Raw genomic sequence first — 20330 nt, forward strand, 5'->3', positions numbered from 1 at the left:
AAGCCAATCTTTATCTGCTATTCATATTATTTTAAGCTAAGAGGGTTATAGTAATCACATAACCCCCTTATAATATAGACTTTGACCCTGCCGGACGTTGGCAGGGTCCTTTTTTTGTGTATGAAGAGAAGAAGTAAATTATGTCGATGCACTTTTCTGGTGGTATGGATTATGCTTAGAAGAATAGGAATCGAAGGGGGAGAGATTTGCGGATGAATATGACATGGAACTTAGATAGTTTATATCCTTCCTTTGAATCGGAGCAGTTAAAAAGGGATCGCAAGCTACTGGCCCAGCATATACAAGATTTAAAGCGGTGGGCTGAGCACCATTTGAATGTAAAAGACGTTACAGCCATGCCTGTGGAGGGCTTTTTAAGAATTTATAATGATTATAAAAGCATATATGTATGCTTGTTAGCTTATGCAGAGTTAACACTCAGCGCAGATCGTGGCTCCGAGGAAGGCATGAATCTTGCTGATGATATTGAGGAGGCCAATTCAGAAATCATCGGGGTAGTTGTGGCTTTTAAGCGCTGGTTTAGCACTTGTGATCATATGGATGAGCTTATCGTTAGCTCACCTTATCTAATGGAGCATCAATTTTATTTGCGAGAACTCCTGTTACAATCCCGCTATGAGTTAAGCGAAGAACTTGAAATGGCCATAGCCAAAATGCAGAGTACAGGATCCAAAGCATGGAGCAGACTGTATATGGAGAGGACTTCAAGTGCACTTGCAGATCTAGTGGTAGATGGGGAAACTAGACAAGTGACACTTGCGGAGCTAAGAAGTATGGCTTATGAGAATAATGCCAGCTTAAGAAAAGCTGCTTATGAAGCGGAGGCAGAAGCCTGTAGTCGTATTGCTGAGGTCTGCGCAGCCAGCTTAAATGGCATTAGTGGTGAGGCGCTGACGATTTATGGCATGCGGGGTTATCAATCTTCTTTGGAAAAAGTGTTAATCGCTTCGAGAATGGACAGTGAGACTTTAGCCGCTATGCTCACTGCTCTTCGGGAGAGCCTGCCAGCCTTTCATACCTATTATCAAAAGAAAGCCGAGCTGCTGGGACATCCGGCAAAGCTGCCTTTTTACGATATTTTTGCACCAGTCGGTGTAGAAAACGGGAAAATTACATACGCTAACGCCAAAGATACAATCTTCTCGAGCTTCGCAACCTTTAGTGAGGAACTGTCTTGTTTTGCTCAGAAGGCTTTTGATCAGCAATGGATTGATGCAGAACCTAGATCAGGCAAAGGGGGGTATGGACTTTGCATTGATATTTTCCCGATTGGCGAGAGCAGAATTATGACCCAGTTCACCGGAAATGCCATAGATATTAGTATCCTTGCCCATGAGCTCGGCCATGCCTATCATAGCTCCTGTCTGGCTAATGAAACGATGCTGAATACGGATTACCCGATTCCGATTGCTGAAACGGCTTCGATTTTTTGTGAGACGATAGTGAACCATGCCATAATTACAAATTCAACGGAGAAGGAAGCTCTGCTTATTCTGGAGAGAAGTATTTCTGATGCCGGTTATTATCTTGTAGACTTTTATGCCCGTTATTTATTTGAGATCAAATTATATGAGAGAAGAGCATTAGGCCCGCTGTCTGTTCAAGAGCTAAATGAATTGATGATTGCCTGTATGGTGGAAGCCTATGGTGAGGGCATTGACCCGGGTACAATCCATCCGTACATGTGGATGAACAAAGCTGGATATTTTATGGCTAGTAATGAATTTTTGAATTTTCCGTATTCCTTTGGTTTGTTATTCTCTAAAGGGCTGTACGCGGAATATTTAAAGAGGGGCGAAGAGTTCGCCCCTAAGTATCGCCAGTTCCTTAGGGATACCAGCAAACATAATATTGTTGATGTAGCAAAAACAATGGATCTAGATGTTCACTCCGTCGACTTCTGGAGAAGTGCGTTGAAGCTGATAGAGAGCGATATTGGGGTGTTCATCGCTAAAGCCTAAACAACTCTCCAATTATGGTCACAGGTAGCTTCAATTTGGCCATGCTTTTCAATGTAGTCCGTGACAATTTCAGATATGTCGATCATAATTTCTTGAACAATCGCTTTACCCTTATACATCTCATAATCTCCGCCACCGCTGGCTCTATAATTGTTCATAACAACCTCATATTCTTTAGAGTCCTCTATAGGCTGTCCTTGGTACAGCAGATGGAGGACTCTTTCGCCTGCAGGTCTAGCGGTATCAAGCTCGTATTGTATTCCTTCCCACATATCATAATTGTAATGCTGCGGTTTAGGCTCGATGTAGGCGGGGTTAACGATTATTATTCCGTTCTCGTCTTGTTGGAAATAGTTAGCGGTTTGTTCTAAGGCCTCTCTAATATCTTGTCCTGTCAGTCTTAGGACGGTTAAGGTGTTGGGATAAATGAAGTTCGATAAAATGTCTCTGCGTGTGATGGTTTCGCTGAAACCCTTGCAATCGTTACTGAGTAAGGCTGCTGTAGAAATATCTATGCCAGTAGCCTCCATTTGTACCTTATTCATAAATTCTATAAAAGGGTGGTCAGCTAAGCGGCATTCATCAGCACTGGAAATAGACAGGTCCCCGATAACCGTTCCTATTCTCTCATCCAGCCAAGTTTGTGTTTCTGATTCAAGAGTACTGCTCAGCTCTAGGATTATTTCATCTGCAGCTGTTGTCTCATTAACGTTAAGGAGCTCGGCATGTTTACGCTGAATCTTCCAGTGTGTATTTTCTTTTTGGAAAATAACCGAGATTTTACCGAGGGAAAGTCCATTACAACCAGGTTGTATGATTGTAACACCGTTTAACTCTCCAGCTATGGAGCGGTGCTGATGTCCGGTAATTAGCACATCTATGCCCTCTACCTCTGTACACATGGCGTAGGCTTGATTCTCCCCCGTTAGTCTTTCTACAGGTTCTCCACTGCTTAGATCGCGTTCGAATCCGCCGTGGTAAGCTACAACGAGCAGATCAGGCTGCTCTTCTGCCCGTATAATGGCACACCAATGCTTTACAGTCTCTAGCGAATCCTCAAATTGAAGCCCTTCAATATGGCTAGGGTTCTCCCAGTGGGGGATGTAATGCGTCGTAACCCCTAGAACGGCTACTTTGATTTTATCTACCCATTTGATGATATAGGGTTTACCAAAGGCGGGTTGATTTGTCGTGTTATCTATAATTCCAGCTGATAACCAAGGAAAGCAGGAATCCTGAACGGCTTTATTCAGCAGAGTTTTGCCAAAATTGAATTCATGGTTGCCAATAATTGCAGCGTCATATTTCAATTCATTTAGTGCAGCTATGCCCGGATTCAGCTCATTACTATAATGTGTAGCTGCATAATAAGTTAACGGTGTGCCTTGAATAAGATCACCGTTATCTATAAGGATCAGCTCAGGAGTATGGGATCTTTCTTGTTTAATGAGGGTAGCAATTGTTGCTAAGCCTGCTGGTCGTTTCTCCCCCGTGCGGTAATCGACGGGCCCAAAATGTCCATGTAGATCACTTGTTACGAGGATTTCACAGGTTATTGAATTCTCTTTATTCATAGATAGCCCCTCCTGATAATAAGTTCAGACCTCATTCTAGCAGATAATTTGGTAACTTTAAGAGATTGGAATAAATTTTACATATATTTGATGCTTGGTTGCTATTGATTTAATAAAACACATCTATAGTTTAGAAGTACTCAAAAATAAAAATAGAAAACAGTGGAGGTCTTTCGTTTGAGAAAAATCAGTAAATTCGTATTGCCGCTAATGATGTCTATTACATTGCTTAGTGGTTGTGGCGCTAACAACACTACAAATAATGCAAACCAAGGATCGACGGACGGGGCAAATGCACCGAAGGAAACGGCAGCTCCTGTAGCAGAGGGTTATGTTCCAGAGAAGCTTACTGTACAATTTGTTCCTTCTCAAAATGCAGATACGCTCGAAGCTAAAGCGAAACCTCTTGAAAAATTACTGGGTGACAAGCTCGGTATTCCTGTAGAAGTAAGTGTCTCTACTGATTACAACACCGTTATCGAAGCTATGGCCTCTAAAAAAGTGGATGTAGGTTTCCTTCCTCCAACTGCTTACGTGTTAGCTAAAGAAAAAGGAGCAGCTGAGGTTATTCTTCAGGCTCAACGTTTTGGTGTAAATGATGAAACCGGTGGTCCAACAGATGAATTAGCGGATTTCTATAAATCTATGATTATCGTCAAGAAAGATTCTGCGATCAAATCGGTTGCCGATTTGAAAGGTAAAAAAATTGCCTATCAAAACGTTACATCCTCAGCAGGTTTTGTATGGCCGGCTGCAACACTAATGGATGCAGGACTTGATCCGTTGAAGGATGTACAAGCCATTACGGTTAAAGGTCATGATCAAGGCGTGCTTGCTGTGCTGAATGGTGACGTAGATGCAGCAGCTATTTTCCAAGATGCCCGGAACACGGTCGTTAAGGATTATCCAAAAGTATTTGAAGATACTCAAGTTCTCGCCTTTACTGATAAAATTCCTAACGATACGATTTCGGTCCGTTCAGATATGAATAAAGAATGGATAGAAAAAATCCAGCAGGCATTCATTGATATCGCAGCTGACACAGAAGGCCATGAGATTATCAAAGACATTTACTCTCATGAAGGTTATGTGAAATCACAAGACAGCAACTTTGACATTGTTCGCGAATACAACAGTAAAGTAAAAACAGAGTAGAACAGGCCGTTCAAGGATACAACGATGTTGGTGTATAACAGGCATTAAGGATAGCCAGCTCCGGATTTCCCCCCGGATCTGGCTATCTCTTTTATACGAATATACGAAAACACATAAAGGGATGATTTCATGATAGAGCTTCGTAATGTATCCAAAACGTATCTAAACGGAACCAAAGGATTAAACAACATTAACCTGACCATTCCAGCCGGAGAATTTGTAGCTATTGTTGGTCTTTCGGGAGCAGGGAAGTCGACCTTGCTGCGTTCCATTAACCGGCTTCATGATATTTCCGAAGGTAATATTCTTATTAACGGGCAGTCCATCACGAATGCAAAAGGAAGCCGGCTACGAATGATCCGTAGGAATATCGGAATGATCTTTCAAAGCTTCAACTTAGTGAAACGTACGACGGTGCTTCGTAATGTTTTGGCAGGACGGGTGGGCTATCATTCCACACTGCGGACGATACTTGGCAGATTCCCACAAAAGGATATCGATTTAGCCTTCGAATCCCTTGATCGGGTAAATATCGCCGAGAAGGCCTATACACGTGCAGATCAGCTATCTGGAGGTCAGCAGCAACGTGTAGCTATTGCCCGTGTTCTTGCGCAGGAGGCACAGATTATCCTCGCAGATGAACCTGTAGCTTCACTAGATCCGCTCACAACCAAGCAGGTTATGGATGATCTAAAGAAGATTAATATGGAACTCGGGATTACAACCATTGTGAATTTGCATTTTATTGATCTGGCTAGAGAATACGCTACCCGGATTATCGGGCTCCGGGCAGGAGAGGTTGTCTTCGATGGTCCTGTATCAGAGGCAACCGATGAGAGGTTTGCTGAGATTTACGGCAGACCGATTCATCAGGATGAGTTGTTAGGTGAGCCTGTACTCGGAGGCGTGTGAGATGAGTGTGAATGCAGAGAAGCTACATCCCAAACCGCCAAGGAAGATAAAACATTATTTCACAGCCATTATATTAGTAGTATTACTGTGGAGAAGTGCTGTCTTAACCGATTCATCCTTCGGGGAGCTGATCTCCGGTCTGCCGAATATGCTTGATTTGCTTAAGGAAATGTTTCCCCCGAACTGGGGGTATTTTGACAACATTATAGATGCGATGCTGGAGACGATCCGGATGGCGCTGGTTGGCACAACGTTTGGTGCCATTCTTGCGGTTCCGGTTGCGCTGTTGTGTGCAAGCAATATTACGCAAAGCCGTTGGCTTCATTATCCGGTTCGTATGCTGCTGAACCTGATCCGTACGATTCCCGATCTGCTGTTGGCTTCTATCTTTGTGGCTATTTTCGGCCTCGGTGCGCTTCCTGGGATATTTGCATTGACGATATTTTCGTTGGGGCTGATCGCTAAGCTTACCTATGAAACGATGGAGACGATTGATCAAGGACCTTTGGAAGCAATGACTTCAGTGGGGGCTAATAAGATTCAACGCATTATGTTCGGAGTCATTCCACAGGTACAGGCTCATTTTATGTCTTATGTCCTATATGCCTTCGAGATTAATGTTCGTGCTGCGGCGGTTTTAGGTCTGGTAGGAGCGGGTGGGATCGGCCACTATTATGAAGTTACCCTAGGCTTTTTGGAATACGATAAGACTTGCACCATCATCTTGTTCACATTAGCAGTAGTACTGATTATTGATTATGTAAGCACTAAGCTGCGGGAGAAATTAATATGAGTAAATCATGGAATACCCTTGTCCCTAAACCCCGTAAAAATCGTTTTCGTTGGCTGATTTATGTAGCCCTAGCCGCGTTATATATTTGGGCTTTTTCGGGAGTGCCGTTTAATGGATTCAAAGAAACCGCCGGGATCATTACTAAAGCAATTTTTGCCGGGATATTCTCACCTGACTGGGCCTTCGTTTATTTACCAGATGGGGAGGATCTCCTGCGGGGATTGCTCGAGACGTTAGCTATTTCAATCCTAGGCACTTTTATCTCGACCTTTTTATGTATTCCTTTTGCATTTTGGGCTGCAGTTAACATGAGCAAGGGAAAGGTAATTTCAGGTTCCGGCAAGCTGATGTTGAGCTTTATACGAACCTTCCCTGAGATTATTATGGCTTTGTTATTTATCAAGGCTGTTGGACCGGGTTCTTTTGCAGGTGTGCTGGCTCTGGGACTACATTCGGTGGGCATGCTCGGCAAATTGTTCGCGGATGAGATTGAGAATATCGACAACGGTCCACTCGAAGCTTTAATTTCTTCTGGTGCCAGCCGCATGCAGGTATTGTGGTTTGCGGTGTTGCCGCAGGTGCTGCCGGGATTCTTATCCTATACCTTATATAGATTCGAAATTAACGTTCGTTCGGCTACGATTCTAGGTGTGATTGGAGCAGGGGGGATCGGCACACCGTTAATCTTCGCGCTCAGTTCACGGAATTGGGACCGCGTGGGGATTATACTGCTAGGTATCATTGCGATGATCACAATTATTGATTTGATTTCCGGCAAGATCCGGAAGAAGCTGGTGTAACCGAGTTGCATAATGATATGTAAGACAAAGACCTCCTTAGGGTATGAACCGAACCTAGGGGAGGTCTTTTATGATATGATCCATACTATATTGGACCATTCGAAAATGTATGAAAAAGTAATAATTATTTTTTCTGAAACATATGTTGGTCTATCCGACTTGTACCAAAGGAGTTGAAGGTTTGGAATCTGCGCTTATTGGCAGCTTTGTATCGGCAATGGCTACCGTTCTTGGAGCATTTCCGATCCTGTTCGTGAAGAGGTTATCCGAGAAGTGGAAAGATATCCTCGTAGCCTTCACTGCGGGGATTATGGTGTCCGCCTCCACGTTTGGACTCATGCCGCAATCGATCAAAGAATCGGGGATTATCGCTTTAACCTTGGGCTTGATTACCGGAGTGCTGCTGCTTGATTTAATTGAAAATAACATCCCACATATCGATGTGGAGAATAAGCCCGGTTATACCAATATGGATTCAAAAGCGCTGCTTGTTATGATTGCGCTGTTCATCCACAACATACCAGAAGGCCTCAGTACAGGTTTCAGTTATGCCAGCGAACAGTCCAGTTTAGGTCCTACCGTGGCGATTGCCATTGGCGCACAGAATATGCCGGAAGGTTTGATTCTTGCGGTCTTTCTGATGAATTCGCGAACTAGCAAGCTAAAAGCCTTAGGAATCGTTACACTTACCGGCTTGATGGAGATGGTATCTGCGGTGATCGGGTATTTTACTGCCAGTTACCTGCATAATGTTGTGGGTTATGGTCTAGCTTTTGCAGCCGGGGCTATGCTCTTTATCGTTTACAAGGAGCTGATTCCGGAGAGTCATGGCCATGGTTATGAGCGGCCTTCGACGTATTCTTTTATTTTTGGATTATTGATCATGGTGTACATCACGCAGATATTTGGGTGAGCAATTAACTCTAATCTATAAAAAAGAAGACCAATGAAATGCCAGAGCAGCTTTAAGCTGCCTGACCTCATTGGTCTTTGCTGTTATAACTAAGCTTTATCCCCGCAGAATTGCCTCAATTTGCTCTAGCTCTTCAGTGCTAAGCTCTGGGGCATTTAAGGAAGCGACGGCATCTTCAATCTGGCTTACCTTACTTGCGCCGATCAATGCAGAAGTTACTTTGCCTCCACGGAGTACCCAAGATAACGCTAGCTGAGACATTTTTTGTCCACGTGCAGCAGCAATCTCGTTCAGTTTGCGAACCTTGCCGATCGCCTCTTCGGTAATGGCATTCTCAGACAGGAATACACTTGGACCAGCGGCACGGGAATCAGGAGCGATTCCGTTTAGATAGCGATCGGTCAGTATGCCACCTTGTAGCGGGGAGAACACAATGGAGCCGATGCCTTCTTCAGACAATACATCCTGCAAGCCATCTTCAATCCAGCGGGACATCATGGAATAGTTTGGCTGATGAATCAGGCATGGCGTGCCAAGTCGACGCAGAATTTGTGCCGCTTCGCGTGTTTGTTCAGGTCCGTAATTCGAAATCCCGACATACAGCGCTTTACCTTGGCGTACCACGAGGTCCAGCGCAGCCATGGTTTCTTCCAGTGGTGTATTTGGATCTGGGCGGTGGTGATAGAAAATATCAACATAATCCAGTCCCATACGTTTTAAGCTTTGATCTAGGCTGGAGACGAGATATTTTTTGGAGCCCCATTCACCATAAGGACCAGCCCACATATAATAACCAGCTTTAGTAGAGATAACCATCTCATCACGATAAGGGGTCAGATCCTTTTTAAGAATTTGGCCAAAACTTTCTTCGGCGGAGCCTGCGGGTGGACCGTAATTATTGGCAAGGTCAAAATGAGTGATTCCAAGATCAAAAGCTCTTCTTACCATGGCGCGGCCATTCTCAAATAAGTCGTTGCCGCCAAAGTTATGCCATAGACCAAGCGAGATCGCTGGCAGGAGTAGACCGCTCTTTCCGGTGCGATTATATTTCATATTGTCATATCTGGTAGCGCTTGCGTTATACATGATTTATTCCTCCTATAAACACTTATTACTTAGTACGTTACGTCCTTATTGTAGCGAAAGATCGCGGACAAACGTATGTCAGCAAGGAAGAAGTTTATAGTACAATGTCATTTTCGAGATGACGGCTACGGTATTCTTTTGGCGAACAACCTTTCACCTTCTTGAACATCCGTGAAAAGAGTAAGGGGTCCTGATAGCCCACAGAACGTGAGATTTCACCAATCGTGCATAAGGTCTCTGTCAGCAGCTCGCATGCCTTAGCGATGCGGAAATTTAATAAATACTGCTGTGGTGGCATACCTATTGTCCGTTTGAACAAGGAGGATAAATATTTGCGATCCAGCTTGAGCGAAGAGGACATCATCTCAACCGAAATATTTTCACAATAATGTGTATGCAAAAAGTGCAGGCATTGCTCGACGTAAATACTCTTTTGACGTGGTAAAGGAAGTACATCTGGAACTGCTGGCACCGCTCGAAGTAACAGAGAAAAGAACTCATACATAATTGCTTTTAGAGGTAGATCCAGACTGTCCGAAGCTTCAGCTGCTTGTGTCAGGAGCTCGTATAATTTCGGCATAAGCTGTTCATCCATTGGAAAGATCGGGTGCTCAGGTGACAAGGCGGTTTTGGCCAAAATATAATCAACCTGCTCCCCGGTAAAAGCTACCCAAGAATAGGTCCATGGATTTGCAGTGTCTGCTGTGTAGGCAGTTACGATATGCGGATAGGTGAGAAAAGCTTGTCCTGGCCTAAGATAATGGGTCTGTTCACCCACAGTAACTTCACCTGTTCCTGCATGGATAAAATGTATTTTATATACGTCACGGACCCCAGGTCCAAAAAAATGTCCGGGAAGACACTGCTCCCGCCCCCAGTAATGGAGATGCAGGTCGGGATTGCCTCGGAAGGGACGCTCAGAATTATAGTTAAATATCGCCATGGATGATTCCTTCTCTTTCTTCTATAGAGTTAATCAAGGTAGTTGTACCCGCTTACTTTTATTATACAGCATATTTTAGAAGGAATATTAACTCGTAATTGCAGACAATTCAAAGATCGTAGTTTATCCCTGTCCAGTTTGGTTAAGTAAGCTATGAAGCTGAACGTATGAGCTAACTACATCAATAGGAGGTAATGGAGATGAATAAGAGAATAGTGGGTGTCTTTGCTGCCGAATACGAAGCTTCGCGAGCTATTGAGGAGTTGAAGCGTCAGGGCTGTAGGACAGAGGATATTTCGATTATCGCGAGAAATAAAGCGGATGAGGAAACTCTTAGAGACGAGTCAGGAACCGTGGCCCCGGAAGGTATGGCTACAGGTGCAGCTACTGGTGGCCTGCTGGGTGGAGTAACGGGGCTGCTGATGGGAATTGGCGCTTTGGCTATTCCTGGTATTGGACCTATTATTGCAGCCGGCCCTCTTGCGGCAACACTAGCCGGAGCGGCGATAGGCGCAGGCAGTGGCGGGTTAGTCGGCGGACTTATTGGCCTTGGCATCCCTGAAGAGGAAGCAGAGAGCTACGATAATTACGTGGATGAAGGTCATATTCTAGTAATGGCGGATGTGGAAGGCGAGCAGAAGGAGCAAGAAGTGAAACAAATCTTCGCAAAGTATAACAGCCTGAACGCAGAACGCTTTGAGAAAGTTGCTAATATAGATCCATTAGCGAGTGAACGTATTGGAAATAAATAAGAAGCAATTAGCATTCAGTGTAAAAAAACAAAACAGGCTATCTCACTAGCAAAGGATACTGCTAGTGAGATAGCCTGTTTTTTGTGGTTTTATAGAGAGACAGCATTTTGCCTAACGGTTAGCGCAGCCGGTATTTCTTTTCCTGGCAGGAAATGAATGCTGCGGATATAGCGGATCGTCCCGCTCTGTGCCCGCATAATTACCGAATGTGTCTCCGCGCGTTCTTTACCGATGAAACGGACGCCGTTCAGGAACTCACCTGACGTTACACCCGTGGCGGCAAAGAGGACGTCGCCCGTGCCAACCATGTCTTCCATGTATAGCACTCGCGTTGGATTGGCAATTCCCATGCGTACACAGCGCTGTAGCTCTACTGGTCCATCCGGGAGCAATCTGCCCTGCATTTCACCACCAAGGCATTTCAGTGCAGCGGCAGCAAGAACACCTTCGGGTGCTCCGCCGGAACCCATATATAAATCGACATCGCTGTCTGGCAGTGCAGCCGCAATAGCGCCAGCGACATCTCCGTGACCAAGCAGCTTAATTCGTACCCCGGCTTCACGCAGGCTATTAATCAGCTGCTCATGCCGTTTGCGATCCAGCACCATTACGGTTAACTCGGAGAGGGATTTGCCAGTGTAATGGCAGGCTTTTTGCAGAGTGATCTCTACAGGGTCCTCGAGTCTAAGCTTACCGGCAAGTTCAGGCCCGCAGGCTAACTTTTCCATATAAATGTCCGGGGCATGCAGCAGGCTACCTTTATCTGCTATAGCAATAACAGATTGCGCATTATGCAGGCCGCAGGCAACAACCTCAGTTCCTTCGAGAGGATCGACGGCTACATCGACAGAGGGACCTTTTTGGTTCCCGACTTTCTCACCAATATAGAGCATTGGAGCATCATCCATCTCTCCTTCACCTATCACAACAGTTCCGTCGATGGACACAGAATCGAACATGGAACGGATCGCAGTCGTGGCTGCATCATCTGCCGCATTTTTATCACCCCGTCCAATCCAACGAGCCGAGGATAAAGCACCTAGTTCAGTTACCCGTACAATCTCAAGGGCCAGTTCGCGCTCCATTCTAATTCCCTCCAGTGCATTCTATATATTTTGTAAACTGAAATTTAGATATAACCCATAATAATACCAGCGGTTTCTTCTATAGCCTTGTCAGTAATATCAATTACAGGACAGCCCAGCTTGTTGAACAATGAAGCGGCGTATTCCATCTCTTCGGTGATCCGCTCCAGACTTGCATATTGGGAGCCTGTCGGTAATCCGAGAACCTTAAGCCGCTCAGAGCGGACCTTCAGCATGTACTCGGGTTTCATGGTTAATCCGATAAGCCGGTTCGGCGGCAAGCTTAATAGTTCTTGCGGAGGACCAATCTCCGGGATAATCGGATAGTTAACGACTTTTTTTCCTCTATGGGCCAAAAAGATGCTAAGCGGTGTCTTTGAAGTACGGGACATGCCCAGCAGAACGATATCGGCTTTGAGCATGGCACCCAGATCACGGCCGTCATCACAGGCGACGGTGAATTCTATAGCTTCTATGCGGCGGAAATAATTCTCGTCGAGCTGGTGGAGAAGACCTGGCCGTTGCTGAGGAGCATCGTCGAAGGTATCAATGAAGGCCTGCATCATAGGGCCCATGATATCAACGATCCGTAAATCAAGACGTACCGCTTCCTCGCGGATCATTTCTCTTAATTCTGGCTGCACTAATGTATAGGCGACAAAACCTTTATGCTGAGCTGCTTCTTCCATAAGCTTGCGTAGCTCGTCTTCATGCCTAATATTGCCGTATCTTTTAATGGTGACCTGCTGATTCTGAAATTGGTGAATAACGGCCTGCACGACAGCCTCTGCCGTATCTCCTATAGAATCCGAGCATATCGTTATTAAGTTGGAAGATTGCTCGATGCTCATGGGTTCCTCCTGTTATCCTTTGGCTTCAAGTTCGAGGAGAAGTTTGATGATGGAGGTTTTTGTTAAACGTCCTACCACATCCAGTTTTGTACCACCGTCTTCAGCAGCGCTGGGAACAACCACCGGCAAACTGTCTACCTCGTGAAAAATCATCTTATGTGCAGCTTCAAGCACCGGCTCATCCGGTGAAGTTGTGACCACTTTGGGCTGGCGCGTCATAACCATGCTTACGGGCATGGAGACTGCACCGGGGTTACCCAAGGTTACCTTTAAGAAATCCTTACGTGAAGCAACGCCTGTGAGTTTACCCTCTTCGTCACAGATAATAAGAGTGCCTACATCCTGTAGAAAAAGCGTAACTACGGCATCTTGAATAGTTGTGGTCTCACGGATAACTATAGGTACACTTTGAATTTCTTTGACCATCGTTTCCTGCAGCAGATAACCGCTTCCCTGACGACTGGATGATTTCAATCCTGGGAAGTACCCGACCTTCGGCTTGGCGTCGATATATTTGAGCATAACCAAAACAGACAGATCCGAGCGAATTGTTGGCCGGGTAAGATTCAAACTTTCGGCAATCTGTTCGCCGGTAATCGGAGCTCTTTTGTTAACGATATCGATAATCTCTATTTGACGTGATGTCAGTTCGATCACAATTCCCTCCACTTCCGATAAAAAAGGCATTCCTCTTTAGAAAAGAAGCGCCGTTAAGCGAATCCTCCTTTCATATATGAGTCATATTTAGCTGTGTTTAATTTAACTTGTTTATATAATACGCAATAGTGGTCATAAATGCAATATATAGTACGTCATATATTTGATTTTTTTAACGCAACAGTGTTGATCTTCTTTTTTTGCAGTAATTGCTTTAGAGCATCAGCATTCACTAGGATTGTTCCGGCAATGATGGTGAACACTCCAAGAATTGTAATCCAAGATACGGACTCCTTGTAAAAGAAAAAGCCTACACCCACGGCAATCGGTGGAGAAATATAAAGCCAGGTAGAAGGAAACACTGGGTTGGTCTTAGCTACGAGCCAGTAGAACAAGGTATGGCCGACCATGGAGCCGATAACTGTGAGATAGAGCAGTGAACCTGCTGTCTCGAATGAGAAGAGAAATGCAGGATGTACTTTTTCCGTGGCAAAAGAAAGAATGAATAACAGCGCACCGCCATACATCATTTGAGCCGCATTCAGCGCAATCGGTGAGACCTCAGGCATACTGTTAATTACTTTTTTGGAGTAAATCGCACCTACAGCATAGCAACACTCTCCAATTAGGACTACGGCGCAACCGATGAGCCACAGTGGTGAAATATCAACGGCGAGATTGGGGAGAACCAGCAGCAGTACGCCAGTGAAGCCGATGATGCAGCCATATAGGGAGATGGCGGGTGCTTTTTGCCGAAGAATAGAGGTTTGGAGCAGCAGGATCATGATCGGTCCAGTGGCAGAGAGTACAGCTGCAAGCCCTGAAGAAACATATTGTTCAGCCCAGTAGAGACCCGCGAAGGTGCCAAAGGTTAGAGCAGACCCGGTGAACAACATTTCTTTGCGCAACAGCAAGGAGAAGCTGGCTTTTCGTTTCCAGACCATCCATAGGAATAGAACAGCGCCTGCGACAAAAAATCTTAAGCCCGCTGAAAAGAAAGGAGGCGCACCGGCATCTACGCCGATTTTGATAGCTAGAAAGGTCGTGCCGAAGATCAGACATACAAGTGCATAAGCAAATAAGATCATTTTGAAAGTCCCCTTTTGTGTGCTTTATAAAATATAAGAATTTATAAGCTGGCATTTTGTTAATCATATAGGGGAGAGGACAGAACAGATTGCCTTGTGTAGAACAGATTAATTCGGAAATCGTGTACAATATGATTACAAGGTTGTTCGGAGAGGAGTTGTAGCCAGATGAAAAAGGTTGTGGGAGCGGAGCATAATCATCCTTTGTTTCGGCAGGTCTATGAATTTCTATTAAATCGCATGGAGCGAGGGGAGTGGGTCGCACATGATAAGCTTCCTTCTATACGGCTGCTGGCGGAGGAGCTTAAGGTACATCGACTGACCGTATTCAAAGCGTACAGACGGTTGACGGAGGATGGAAAGGTTTATGTAAAAGATAAATCAGGATATTACGTGGCACCCATAATCTCGCTTCCTGCTATTGAAGTAGGAGCCGCAGTATCGGCTTATGCGCTCACTAATCCGCTGTCTGATATTCAGAGAGTGCCAGTTAAGTATCAGTTCTCGCAGGCGCTGATTGATCCGGGGCTGCTGCCGAATCTTTTTCTATCTGACTATGTCAAAAAAGTGTTCGATCTATATCCCAAGGTAATGGGAACGTATGCCTCGGTCCAGGGGGATAACGAGCTGCGTGAGACGTTAAGCCACCACTTTCGGAAGCAACATCGGCTGCAGTTAACTTCGGAAGAGCTGCTTATTACCTCGGGTGCGCAGCAGGCGATCAATCTGATTGCCCGGATTGTGATTGGTCCTCTGGATACGGTGCTTGTGGAGCGGCCTACTTATAGTGTTGCTATGGATATTTTTCGCCGGGAGGGGGCACGGTTGGTCCCGGTAGAGATCACTCCGGAGGGATATGATCTGGAGGAAGTAGAAACTTTGATGAAAAAGCATAAGCCGCGTATGTTCTACATTAATCCAACGCATCACAATCCAACTGGATACACGGTGCCTGTGCAACAGCGCAAGCTGTTGGTAGAACTGGCCGAACGTTATCGCTGTTTACTGGTGGAGGATGACCCGTTCCGCGATATGTATTTTGATGAGGAGCCGCCGCCGCCCTTTTTTGCTTATGATACGGAGGGGTGGGTGATCTATATCAGCAGCTTCAGTAAATATGTAGCCCCTGGCTTACGAATCTGTGCGGTGGCCTGCCGATATCCATTTATGGAGCGTCTGATCACGGCCAAATCACTCGCGGACAATGGCACTCCGCTGCTGAATCAAAAAATATTTCTACATTACTACACCTCCCCACGCTTGCAACAGCATCTCGGTAAGCTGCGCATTGCACTTCAAGTGCATAAGGAAATTGTAGAAGAGGAGCTGGCGGGGACTGGCTGGGAATGGACGACTCCGCAAGGCGGACTAAATCTATGGGTGAAACTACCGGAGCATCTTACGATGGATCGCCTGTTTGCTTCAAGTATGGCGCAGTCTATCGCTTTTGTTCCTGGGGAGTTATTTGATCCACTGGGGGAAATGAAGTCAAGGCTTCGCCTAAGTTATTCCTTTGCAAGCGAAGGGGTGCTGCGCGAAGGAATACAGCGTTTGATTGGGATCGCGCACAGTTTGTGAGTGGTACAGCAGGTATGGGGGATTAAAGAAGAGGATATGAGGAGTTAAAGAAGATTAGGGTAATTAAAGAAGAGGATTAGAGGAGTTGCTACCGGATAAACTTGTATCACTTGTTTGGGAATTCCTGTAACACTTTCCACATTTGCTCCGTCTGTAAGGTAAAGAAGGGGGTTATCAAAGTGCGAAAGATCAATTTCCGAAAGATCAATTTCCGAAGTCCAATGATGATATTTCTAGGTGTCCTATTAATATTTACGGCTTTGCTGACGGTACGGCCCTCGGTCACTTACGCCTGTTCCTGTGTTATGCCTGCGGAGCCACTGGAAGCTCTTGAGAAAAGTACAGCTGTTTTTGTCGGGAAAGTAGTGGATATGAAGGAGCCGTCACAGGGGAACATAATTTCTTCTGCTGATCCAGTAAAGATAACCTTTGAGGTGGATTCCAGCTGGAAAGGGGTCAAGGGGAATCAAGTTACATTAACTACGGCTTTATCTTCTGCAAGCTGCGGCTTTGAATTTGTGGAAGGGGAAAGTTACATTGTCTATGCTTATGCTAGAGACGGCGGAGACTCTGGTAATCTGGAGGCTAGTTTATGCAGTCGAACTAAGCGGCTAACCGCTGACTCAGTGGATCTAAAAGAGCTGGGACCGGGTATTTCGCCTACAACGCCTACCGCTTCTCCGGAGGTAACCCCGAATAATTCACCGGAGTCAGAAGCTGGGAGTAATGAGCCTGATCAAACGGGGAACCCGGCTGGGGACAGTGATTCCTTTCCACTTGTTAATGTGGGGATTAGTGGAATAATTATCGTTCTAGTAGCTATAGCTGGGGCTGTTCTATACCGTCGTAGAAATGATGGAACGCGCAAAAAATGACTCTAACTGTAGAGTCACGTCATGTAATGTAATGGTGGGATCAAGTTAGGACGTAAGAATATATAAGGGGTTGTGATAAAATAAGCAGTCGCTCGGGATAAACATCCGAGCGACCGCTTATTTGTTTGAGATGACCTTGAGTAACTAGTGTTGGGCTGTGTTGGTGGACCAGTGGTGGAGTATGTTGGTGGGCGAAAAAGGTACTGATGCTAATGCTGGTGTGTGCTGAAGGGCGGCGGTCTAGAGTTGGTATGTGTGGAAGGGCGATGCAGGTCTAGTGCTGGTGCTCAAGTGTAGCTCGGAATCATCTAGAATCAATAATTAGGGAAATCCTCCCTGATTTTATCGTGTTTTACTCATTATTAGCGATAATTGGGGAATTCCTCCCTAAAATTCTGCGGAAATTGCCCTTTTTGCCTATAATTGGCTAATTATTAGGGAGAAATTCCGCAAAAAGTCCAATGTGTGCTTATAAAGATCGATTATCAGGGAGAAATTCCGCAAAAAGTTTAACGCGCGCCTATAAAGTCGAATTTGAGGGAGAATCTCCTTAAATATCAGTTCAAGGAGGGCAGAATTTTGTGAAGCAAGTTGAACTTTAGATTGTAAGGTAAAGTAAGGTGAATTCCGTGTAGCAAGGTTAATTTGGGTGATGTGATTAAGGTGAATTTAGTGAGTTAATGATGAATTTTTGCGATGTAAGTAGAAATCAGTTGAAGTCAGTTGAAGTCAGTTGAGTTTAGATCGCAAGCCTACCTCACCCTCGTCACACCCACCCAAATAACCGGGCAAGCTGAGCGACAGCAAAGGTTACTCCGATGGCGATACCCAGCGGAATGACTGCTGAGAGAACGGCCCACTTCATGCTTTTTGTTTCCTTGTAAATGTTCACGAGTGTCGTACCACAAGGATAGTGGAGCAGGGAGAACAGCATCATGTTGAGTGCGGTCAGCCAGGTCCAGCCATGTGAGAGAAAGACATCTTTGATACTGCCTAAGCTGTCGATATCAACCATAGCGCCTGAGGACATATAGCCCATAAGCAGGATAGGCAATACGATTTCATTCGCAGGAAGTCCAAGAATAAAGGCCATGATGATAAAGCCATCCATGCCAAGCAAATGTGCGAACGGATCAAAGAATGCAGCCATATGATTCAGTACAGAATCGCCGCCAATAAACAGATTGCCTAGAATCCAAGTGATAATCCCGGCAGGGGCAGCAACGACGATAGCCCGAGTAAGTACGTTAAGGGACTTATCTTTGGAGGAAATAAGTATGGTCTTCCAGATTTGTGGACGGCGGTAGGGAGGAAGCTCCAGTGTGTAATGTGTGGGAACCCCACGCAGCGCAGTTTTGGACATGACCCAGGAAACGGTTAAGGTAACAATGATGCCGATTAGAACCATTCCCATTAGGACGGAGGCAGTGGTGAATGTACGAAGCGCGCCTGTCGTAGCGGCTCCTGCCATAAATAAGGAAGACAATAAAATCAGCGTGGGCCAGCGGCCGTTGCAAGGGACAAAATTGTTGGTCAGTATAGCCAGCATTCGTTCACGCGGCGATTCGATGATTCGTGTGGAGAGGATAGCGGCCGCGTTACAGCCGAAGCCCATGGACATGGTTAAAGCTTGCTTGCCATGACCACCTGATTTTTTGAACAGTCGGTCCATGTTAAAAGCAACGCGTGGCAGATACCCGAAATTCTCAAGCAGAGCGAATACGGGGAAAAAGATCATCATCGGTGGCAGCATGACACTGATTACCCATGAGGTGCCTCGATACAAGCCAAGCACAAGCACGCCGTGCAGCCAAGCTGGGGCATGGAGAGCCTCAAATCCCGCTGTCAGATATCCTTCGATGAAGCCAAAGAAGGAAGCGAGCCAGCTAGAAGGGTAGTTAGCCCCGGCAATCGTAATCCAGAATACGACACCGAGAATGGCGAGCATGATGGGAAAACCCCAAATTTTGGAGGTCACGATATTATCCAGCTTATAAGTGCTGTTCAGTTTCTTCTTATCCCGATAAGTAACTGCATCTCCGCAGATGCCTGCGGATACGCCATATATACCACTGACAATCTCATCCCGAATGGCTCCGCCGTCAGCGAGCTTTTTTGCGGTGGACAATAGGGAATCTAGAGCGTCAGATCCCTTAGTGATAGGCAGTGACTCCATGGCCGATGACCTCCTTTGCTTCGGGTAAATCCTTGCTTTTCATATGCTCTTTAAGTGAAGTAAGCAGGCTGTCATCACCGTCCAATAAGCGCAGTGCAATCCAGCGAGCAGGATATTTGGTACCGATGGTTTGCTCTACCAATGGTGTAAGCTCGGCAATTCCCCGTTCGATCTCTTCGTTGTAACTAATCCGCAGCGGCTGCGCTGTGAATGAGCCTGTAGCCACTCGCTCCACTTGATCCAATAAGGCATCGATCCCTATTTTATTGCGCGCCGATATCGCAACGACGGGTACGCCGAGACGTTTGGAAATACTCTTCAGGTTGATGTCGATGCCCAGCTTACGTGCTTCATCAATGAGGTTGATGCAGACAACCGCCCGTCCGGTAATCTCCAGTACTTGCAAGGCAAGATTGAGATTACGTTCCAGCGAAGTAGCGTCAAGCACTACAAGTGTCACGTCTGGCTGTTCAAAAATAATATAATCTCTAGCCGCTTCTTCATCCGCGGAATTTGAGTATAGGGAGTACGTTCCTGGTAAATCTACCGCGAGGTATGAATGGTTATTGTGTTTGAATTCGCCTTCGGCAGTAATGACGGTTTTACCTGCCCAGTTTCCAGTATGCTGTCGCATGCCGGTTAGCAGGTTGAATAGTGTGCTTTTTCCGGTGTTAGGATTGCCTGCAAAAGCGACGGTGAACTGACTCATGCTTCTACACCTCCAATTAATTCTCCGAATATTAAAGAACTTTCTTCTCTACGCAATGCAATGGTCGTATTGCTTACCCGAAAAGCTATAGGATCTCCTAATGGACTACGCCGCAACACCTCTACGATATTCCCGACTACGAACCCGAGGTCCAGTAATCTTCTTCTAAGCACACCTTGAACTTCAATGTCGCTGATGCGCAGCGTGCTACCCTTTGCAGCCTCTGATAAAGGAATAGTTGTTCCAGTCATGAGATCCCTTCTTTCATTTATATTTTTACCGCCTATGGTTTTTATTTTGTGTATTAGAACATTTCTTGTAGTCTGGCACAACATTAGTATATGGCAACAACTTTGTCCCTGCAACAAGAATGTTTCCCTTAGGCAAAATAAAATTAAGCA

19 protein-coding genes are annotated in these 20330 nt (G+C 45.5%); 9 read left to right on the forward strand and 10 right to left on the reverse strand.

Annotated elements, in window-relative coordinates:
• The first annotated feature begins 212 nt into the window (after positions 1-212).
• Positions 213-1982, forward strand: coding sequence for a M3 family oligoendopeptidase (locus NST58_RS05660; RefSeq protein ID WP_339246660.1), 1770 nt, complete (start codon positions 213-215; stop codon positions 1980-1982).
• Here NST58_RS05660 and NST58_RS05665 read toward each other — a convergent pair.
• Positions 1979-3556, reverse strand: a complete 1578-nt coding sequence (locus tag NST58_RS05665; protein ID WP_339246663.1) for a bifunctional UDP-sugar hydrolase/5'-nucleotidase — start codon at positions 3554-3556, stop codon at positions 1979-1981. The genes NST58_RS05660 and NST58_RS05665 overlap by 4 nt on opposite strands.
• A gap of 177 nt (positions 3557-3733) precedes the next feature.
• Between NST58_RS05665 and NST58_RS05670 the strand changes: the two genes are divergently transcribed.
• The 5 genes from NST58_RS05670 to NST58_RS05690 all read left to right on the forward strand — a co-directional run bounded on the left by NST58_RS05670 (position 3734) and on the right by NST58_RS05690 (position 8129).
• Positions 3734-4711, forward strand: coding sequence for a phosphate/phosphite/phosphonate ABC transporter substrate-binding protein (locus NST58_RS05670; protein ID WP_038568963.1), 978 nt, complete (start codon positions 3734-3736; stop codon positions 4709-4711).
• A gap of 129 nt (positions 4712-4840) precedes the next feature.
• Positions 4841-5623 carry a phosphonate ABC transporter ATP-binding protein gene (phnC, locus tag NST58_RS05675; RefSeq protein ID WP_038568965.1) on the forward strand — a complete coding sequence of 261 codons (783 nt, stop codon included), beginning with the start codon at positions 4841-4843 and terminating at the stop codon, positions 5621-5623.
• A 1-nt stretch (position 5624) separates the two neighbouring features.
• On the forward strand, positions 5625-6416 hold the full coding sequence (gene phnE / locus NST58_RS05680) for a phosphonate ABC transporter, permease protein PhnE (protein WP_036676482.1): 792 nt from the start codon (positions 5625-5627) through the stop codon (positions 6414-6416).
• Positions 6413-7216: a phosphonate ABC transporter, permease protein PhnE gene (gene phnE / locus NST58_RS05685; RefSeq protein WP_036676480.1), complete on the forward strand. Its 804-nt coding sequence runs from the start codon at positions 6413-6415 to the stop codon at positions 7214-7216. Before phnE (NST58_RS05680) ends, phnE (NST58_RS05685) begins: the two co-directional genes overlap by 4 nt.
• Before the next feature lie 181 nt (positions 7217-7397).
• Positions 7398-8129, forward strand: a complete 732-nt coding sequence (locus NST58_RS05690) for a ZIP family metal transporter (protein WP_076309221.1) — start codon at positions 7398-7400, stop codon at positions 8127-8129.
• A gap of 96 nt (positions 8130-8225) precedes the next feature.
• On the opposite strand, the gene NST58_RS05695 is transcribed toward NST58_RS05690, so the two are convergent.
• The gene (locus tag NST58_RS05695; RefSeq protein WP_339248751.1) at positions 8226-9218 is read right to left on the reverse strand and encodes an aldo/keto reductase; all 993 of its coding nucleotides are present in this window, start codon (positions 9216-9218) and stop codon (positions 8226-8228) included.
• A gap of 91 nt (positions 9219-9309) precedes the next feature.
• Positions 9310-10158, reverse strand: coding sequence for an AraC family transcriptional regulator (locus tag NST58_RS05700; RefSeq protein WP_076220789.1), 849 nt, complete (start codon positions 10156-10158; stop codon positions 9310-9312).
• Between the two features lie 200 nt (positions 10159-10358).
• Here NST58_RS05700 and NST58_RS05705 point away from each other — a divergent pair, with 200 nt between their 5' ends.
• Complete coding sequence (locus NST58_RS05705) at positions 10359-10910, forward strand: general stress protein (RefSeq protein WP_076220788.1); 552 nt, start codon at positions 10359-10361, stop codon at positions 10908-10910.
• An 89-nt stretch (positions 10911-10999) separates the two neighbouring features.
• On the opposite strand, the gene glpX is transcribed toward NST58_RS05705, so the two are convergent.
• The 4 genes from glpX to NST58_RS05725 all read right to left on the reverse strand — a co-directional run bounded on the left by glpX (position 11000) and on the right by NST58_RS05725 (position 14591).
• Positions 11000-11995 (reverse strand): class II fructose-bisphosphatase, encoded by a 996-nt coding sequence (glpX, locus tag NST58_RS05710; protein WP_076278048.1) that lies wholly within the window; start codon positions 11993-11995, stop codon positions 11000-11002.
• Between the two features lie 44 nt (positions 11996-12039).
• On the reverse strand, positions 12040-12840 hold the full coding sequence (locus tag NST58_RS05715; protein WP_081391994.1) for a pyruvate, water dikinase regulatory protein: 801 nt from the start codon (positions 12838-12840) through the stop codon (positions 12040-12042).
• An 18-nt stretch (positions 12841-12858) separates the two neighbouring features.
• Positions 12859-13503 (reverse strand): helix-turn-helix transcriptional regulator, encoded by a 645-nt coding sequence (locus tag NST58_RS05720; protein WP_081383827.1) that lies wholly within the window; start codon positions 13501-13503, stop codon positions 12859-12861.
• 155 nt (positions 13504-13658) lie between these two features.
• Complete coding sequence (locus tag NST58_RS05725) at positions 13659-14591, reverse strand: EamA family transporter (protein ID WP_076130627.1); 933 nt, start codon at positions 14589-14591, stop codon at positions 13659-13661.
• 168 nt (positions 14592-14759) lie between these two features.
• Here NST58_RS05725 and NST58_RS05730 point away from each other — a divergent pair, with 168 nt between their 5' ends.
• Positions 14760-16169: a PLP-dependent aminotransferase family protein gene (locus tag NST58_RS05730; RefSeq protein ID WP_076305594.1), complete on the forward strand. Its 1410-nt coding sequence runs from the start codon at positions 14760-14762 to the stop codon at positions 16167-16169.
• 179 nt (positions 16170-16348) lie between these two features.
• Positions 16349-17044 carry a hypothetical protein gene (locus NST58_RS05735; protein WP_076305595.1) on the forward strand — a complete coding sequence of 232 codons (696 nt, stop codon included), beginning with the start codon at positions 16349-16351 and terminating at the stop codon, positions 17042-17044.
• A gap of 766 nt (positions 17045-17810) precedes the next feature.
• Here the strand turns inward: NST58_RS05735 and NST58_RS05740 are convergent.
• The 3 genes from NST58_RS05740 to NST58_RS05750 are packed head-to-tail and all read right to left on the reverse strand — an operon-like array spanning position 17811 to position 20180.
• Positions 17811-19220, reverse strand: a complete 1410-nt coding sequence (locus NST58_RS05740; RefSeq protein WP_076220490.1) for a nucleoside recognition domain-containing protein — start codon at positions 19218-19220, stop codon at positions 17811-17813.
• Positions 19198-19929 (reverse strand): FeoB small GTPase domain-containing protein, encoded by a 732-nt coding sequence (locus NST58_RS05745; protein ID WP_076130631.1) that lies wholly within the window; start codon positions 19927-19929, stop codon positions 19198-19200. The genes NST58_RS05740 and NST58_RS05745 overlap by 23 nt, the downstream gene beginning before the upstream one ends.
• The gene (locus tag NST58_RS05750; protein WP_036679839.1) at positions 19926-20180 is read right to left on the reverse strand and encodes a FeoA family protein; all 255 of its coding nucleotides are present in this window, start codon (positions 20178-20180) and stop codon (positions 19926-19928) included. Before NST58_RS05750 ends, NST58_RS05745 begins: the two co-directional genes overlap by 4 nt.
• Positions 20181-20330 lie beyond the last annotated feature (150 nt).

The sequence above is a fragment of the Paenibacillus sp. FSL R10-2796 genome, assembly GCF_037965315.1.
GTDB classification, from domain to species: domain Bacteria; phylum Bacillota; class Bacilli; order Paenibacillales; family Paenibacillaceae; genus Paenibacillus_AQ; species Paenibacillus_AQ odorifer.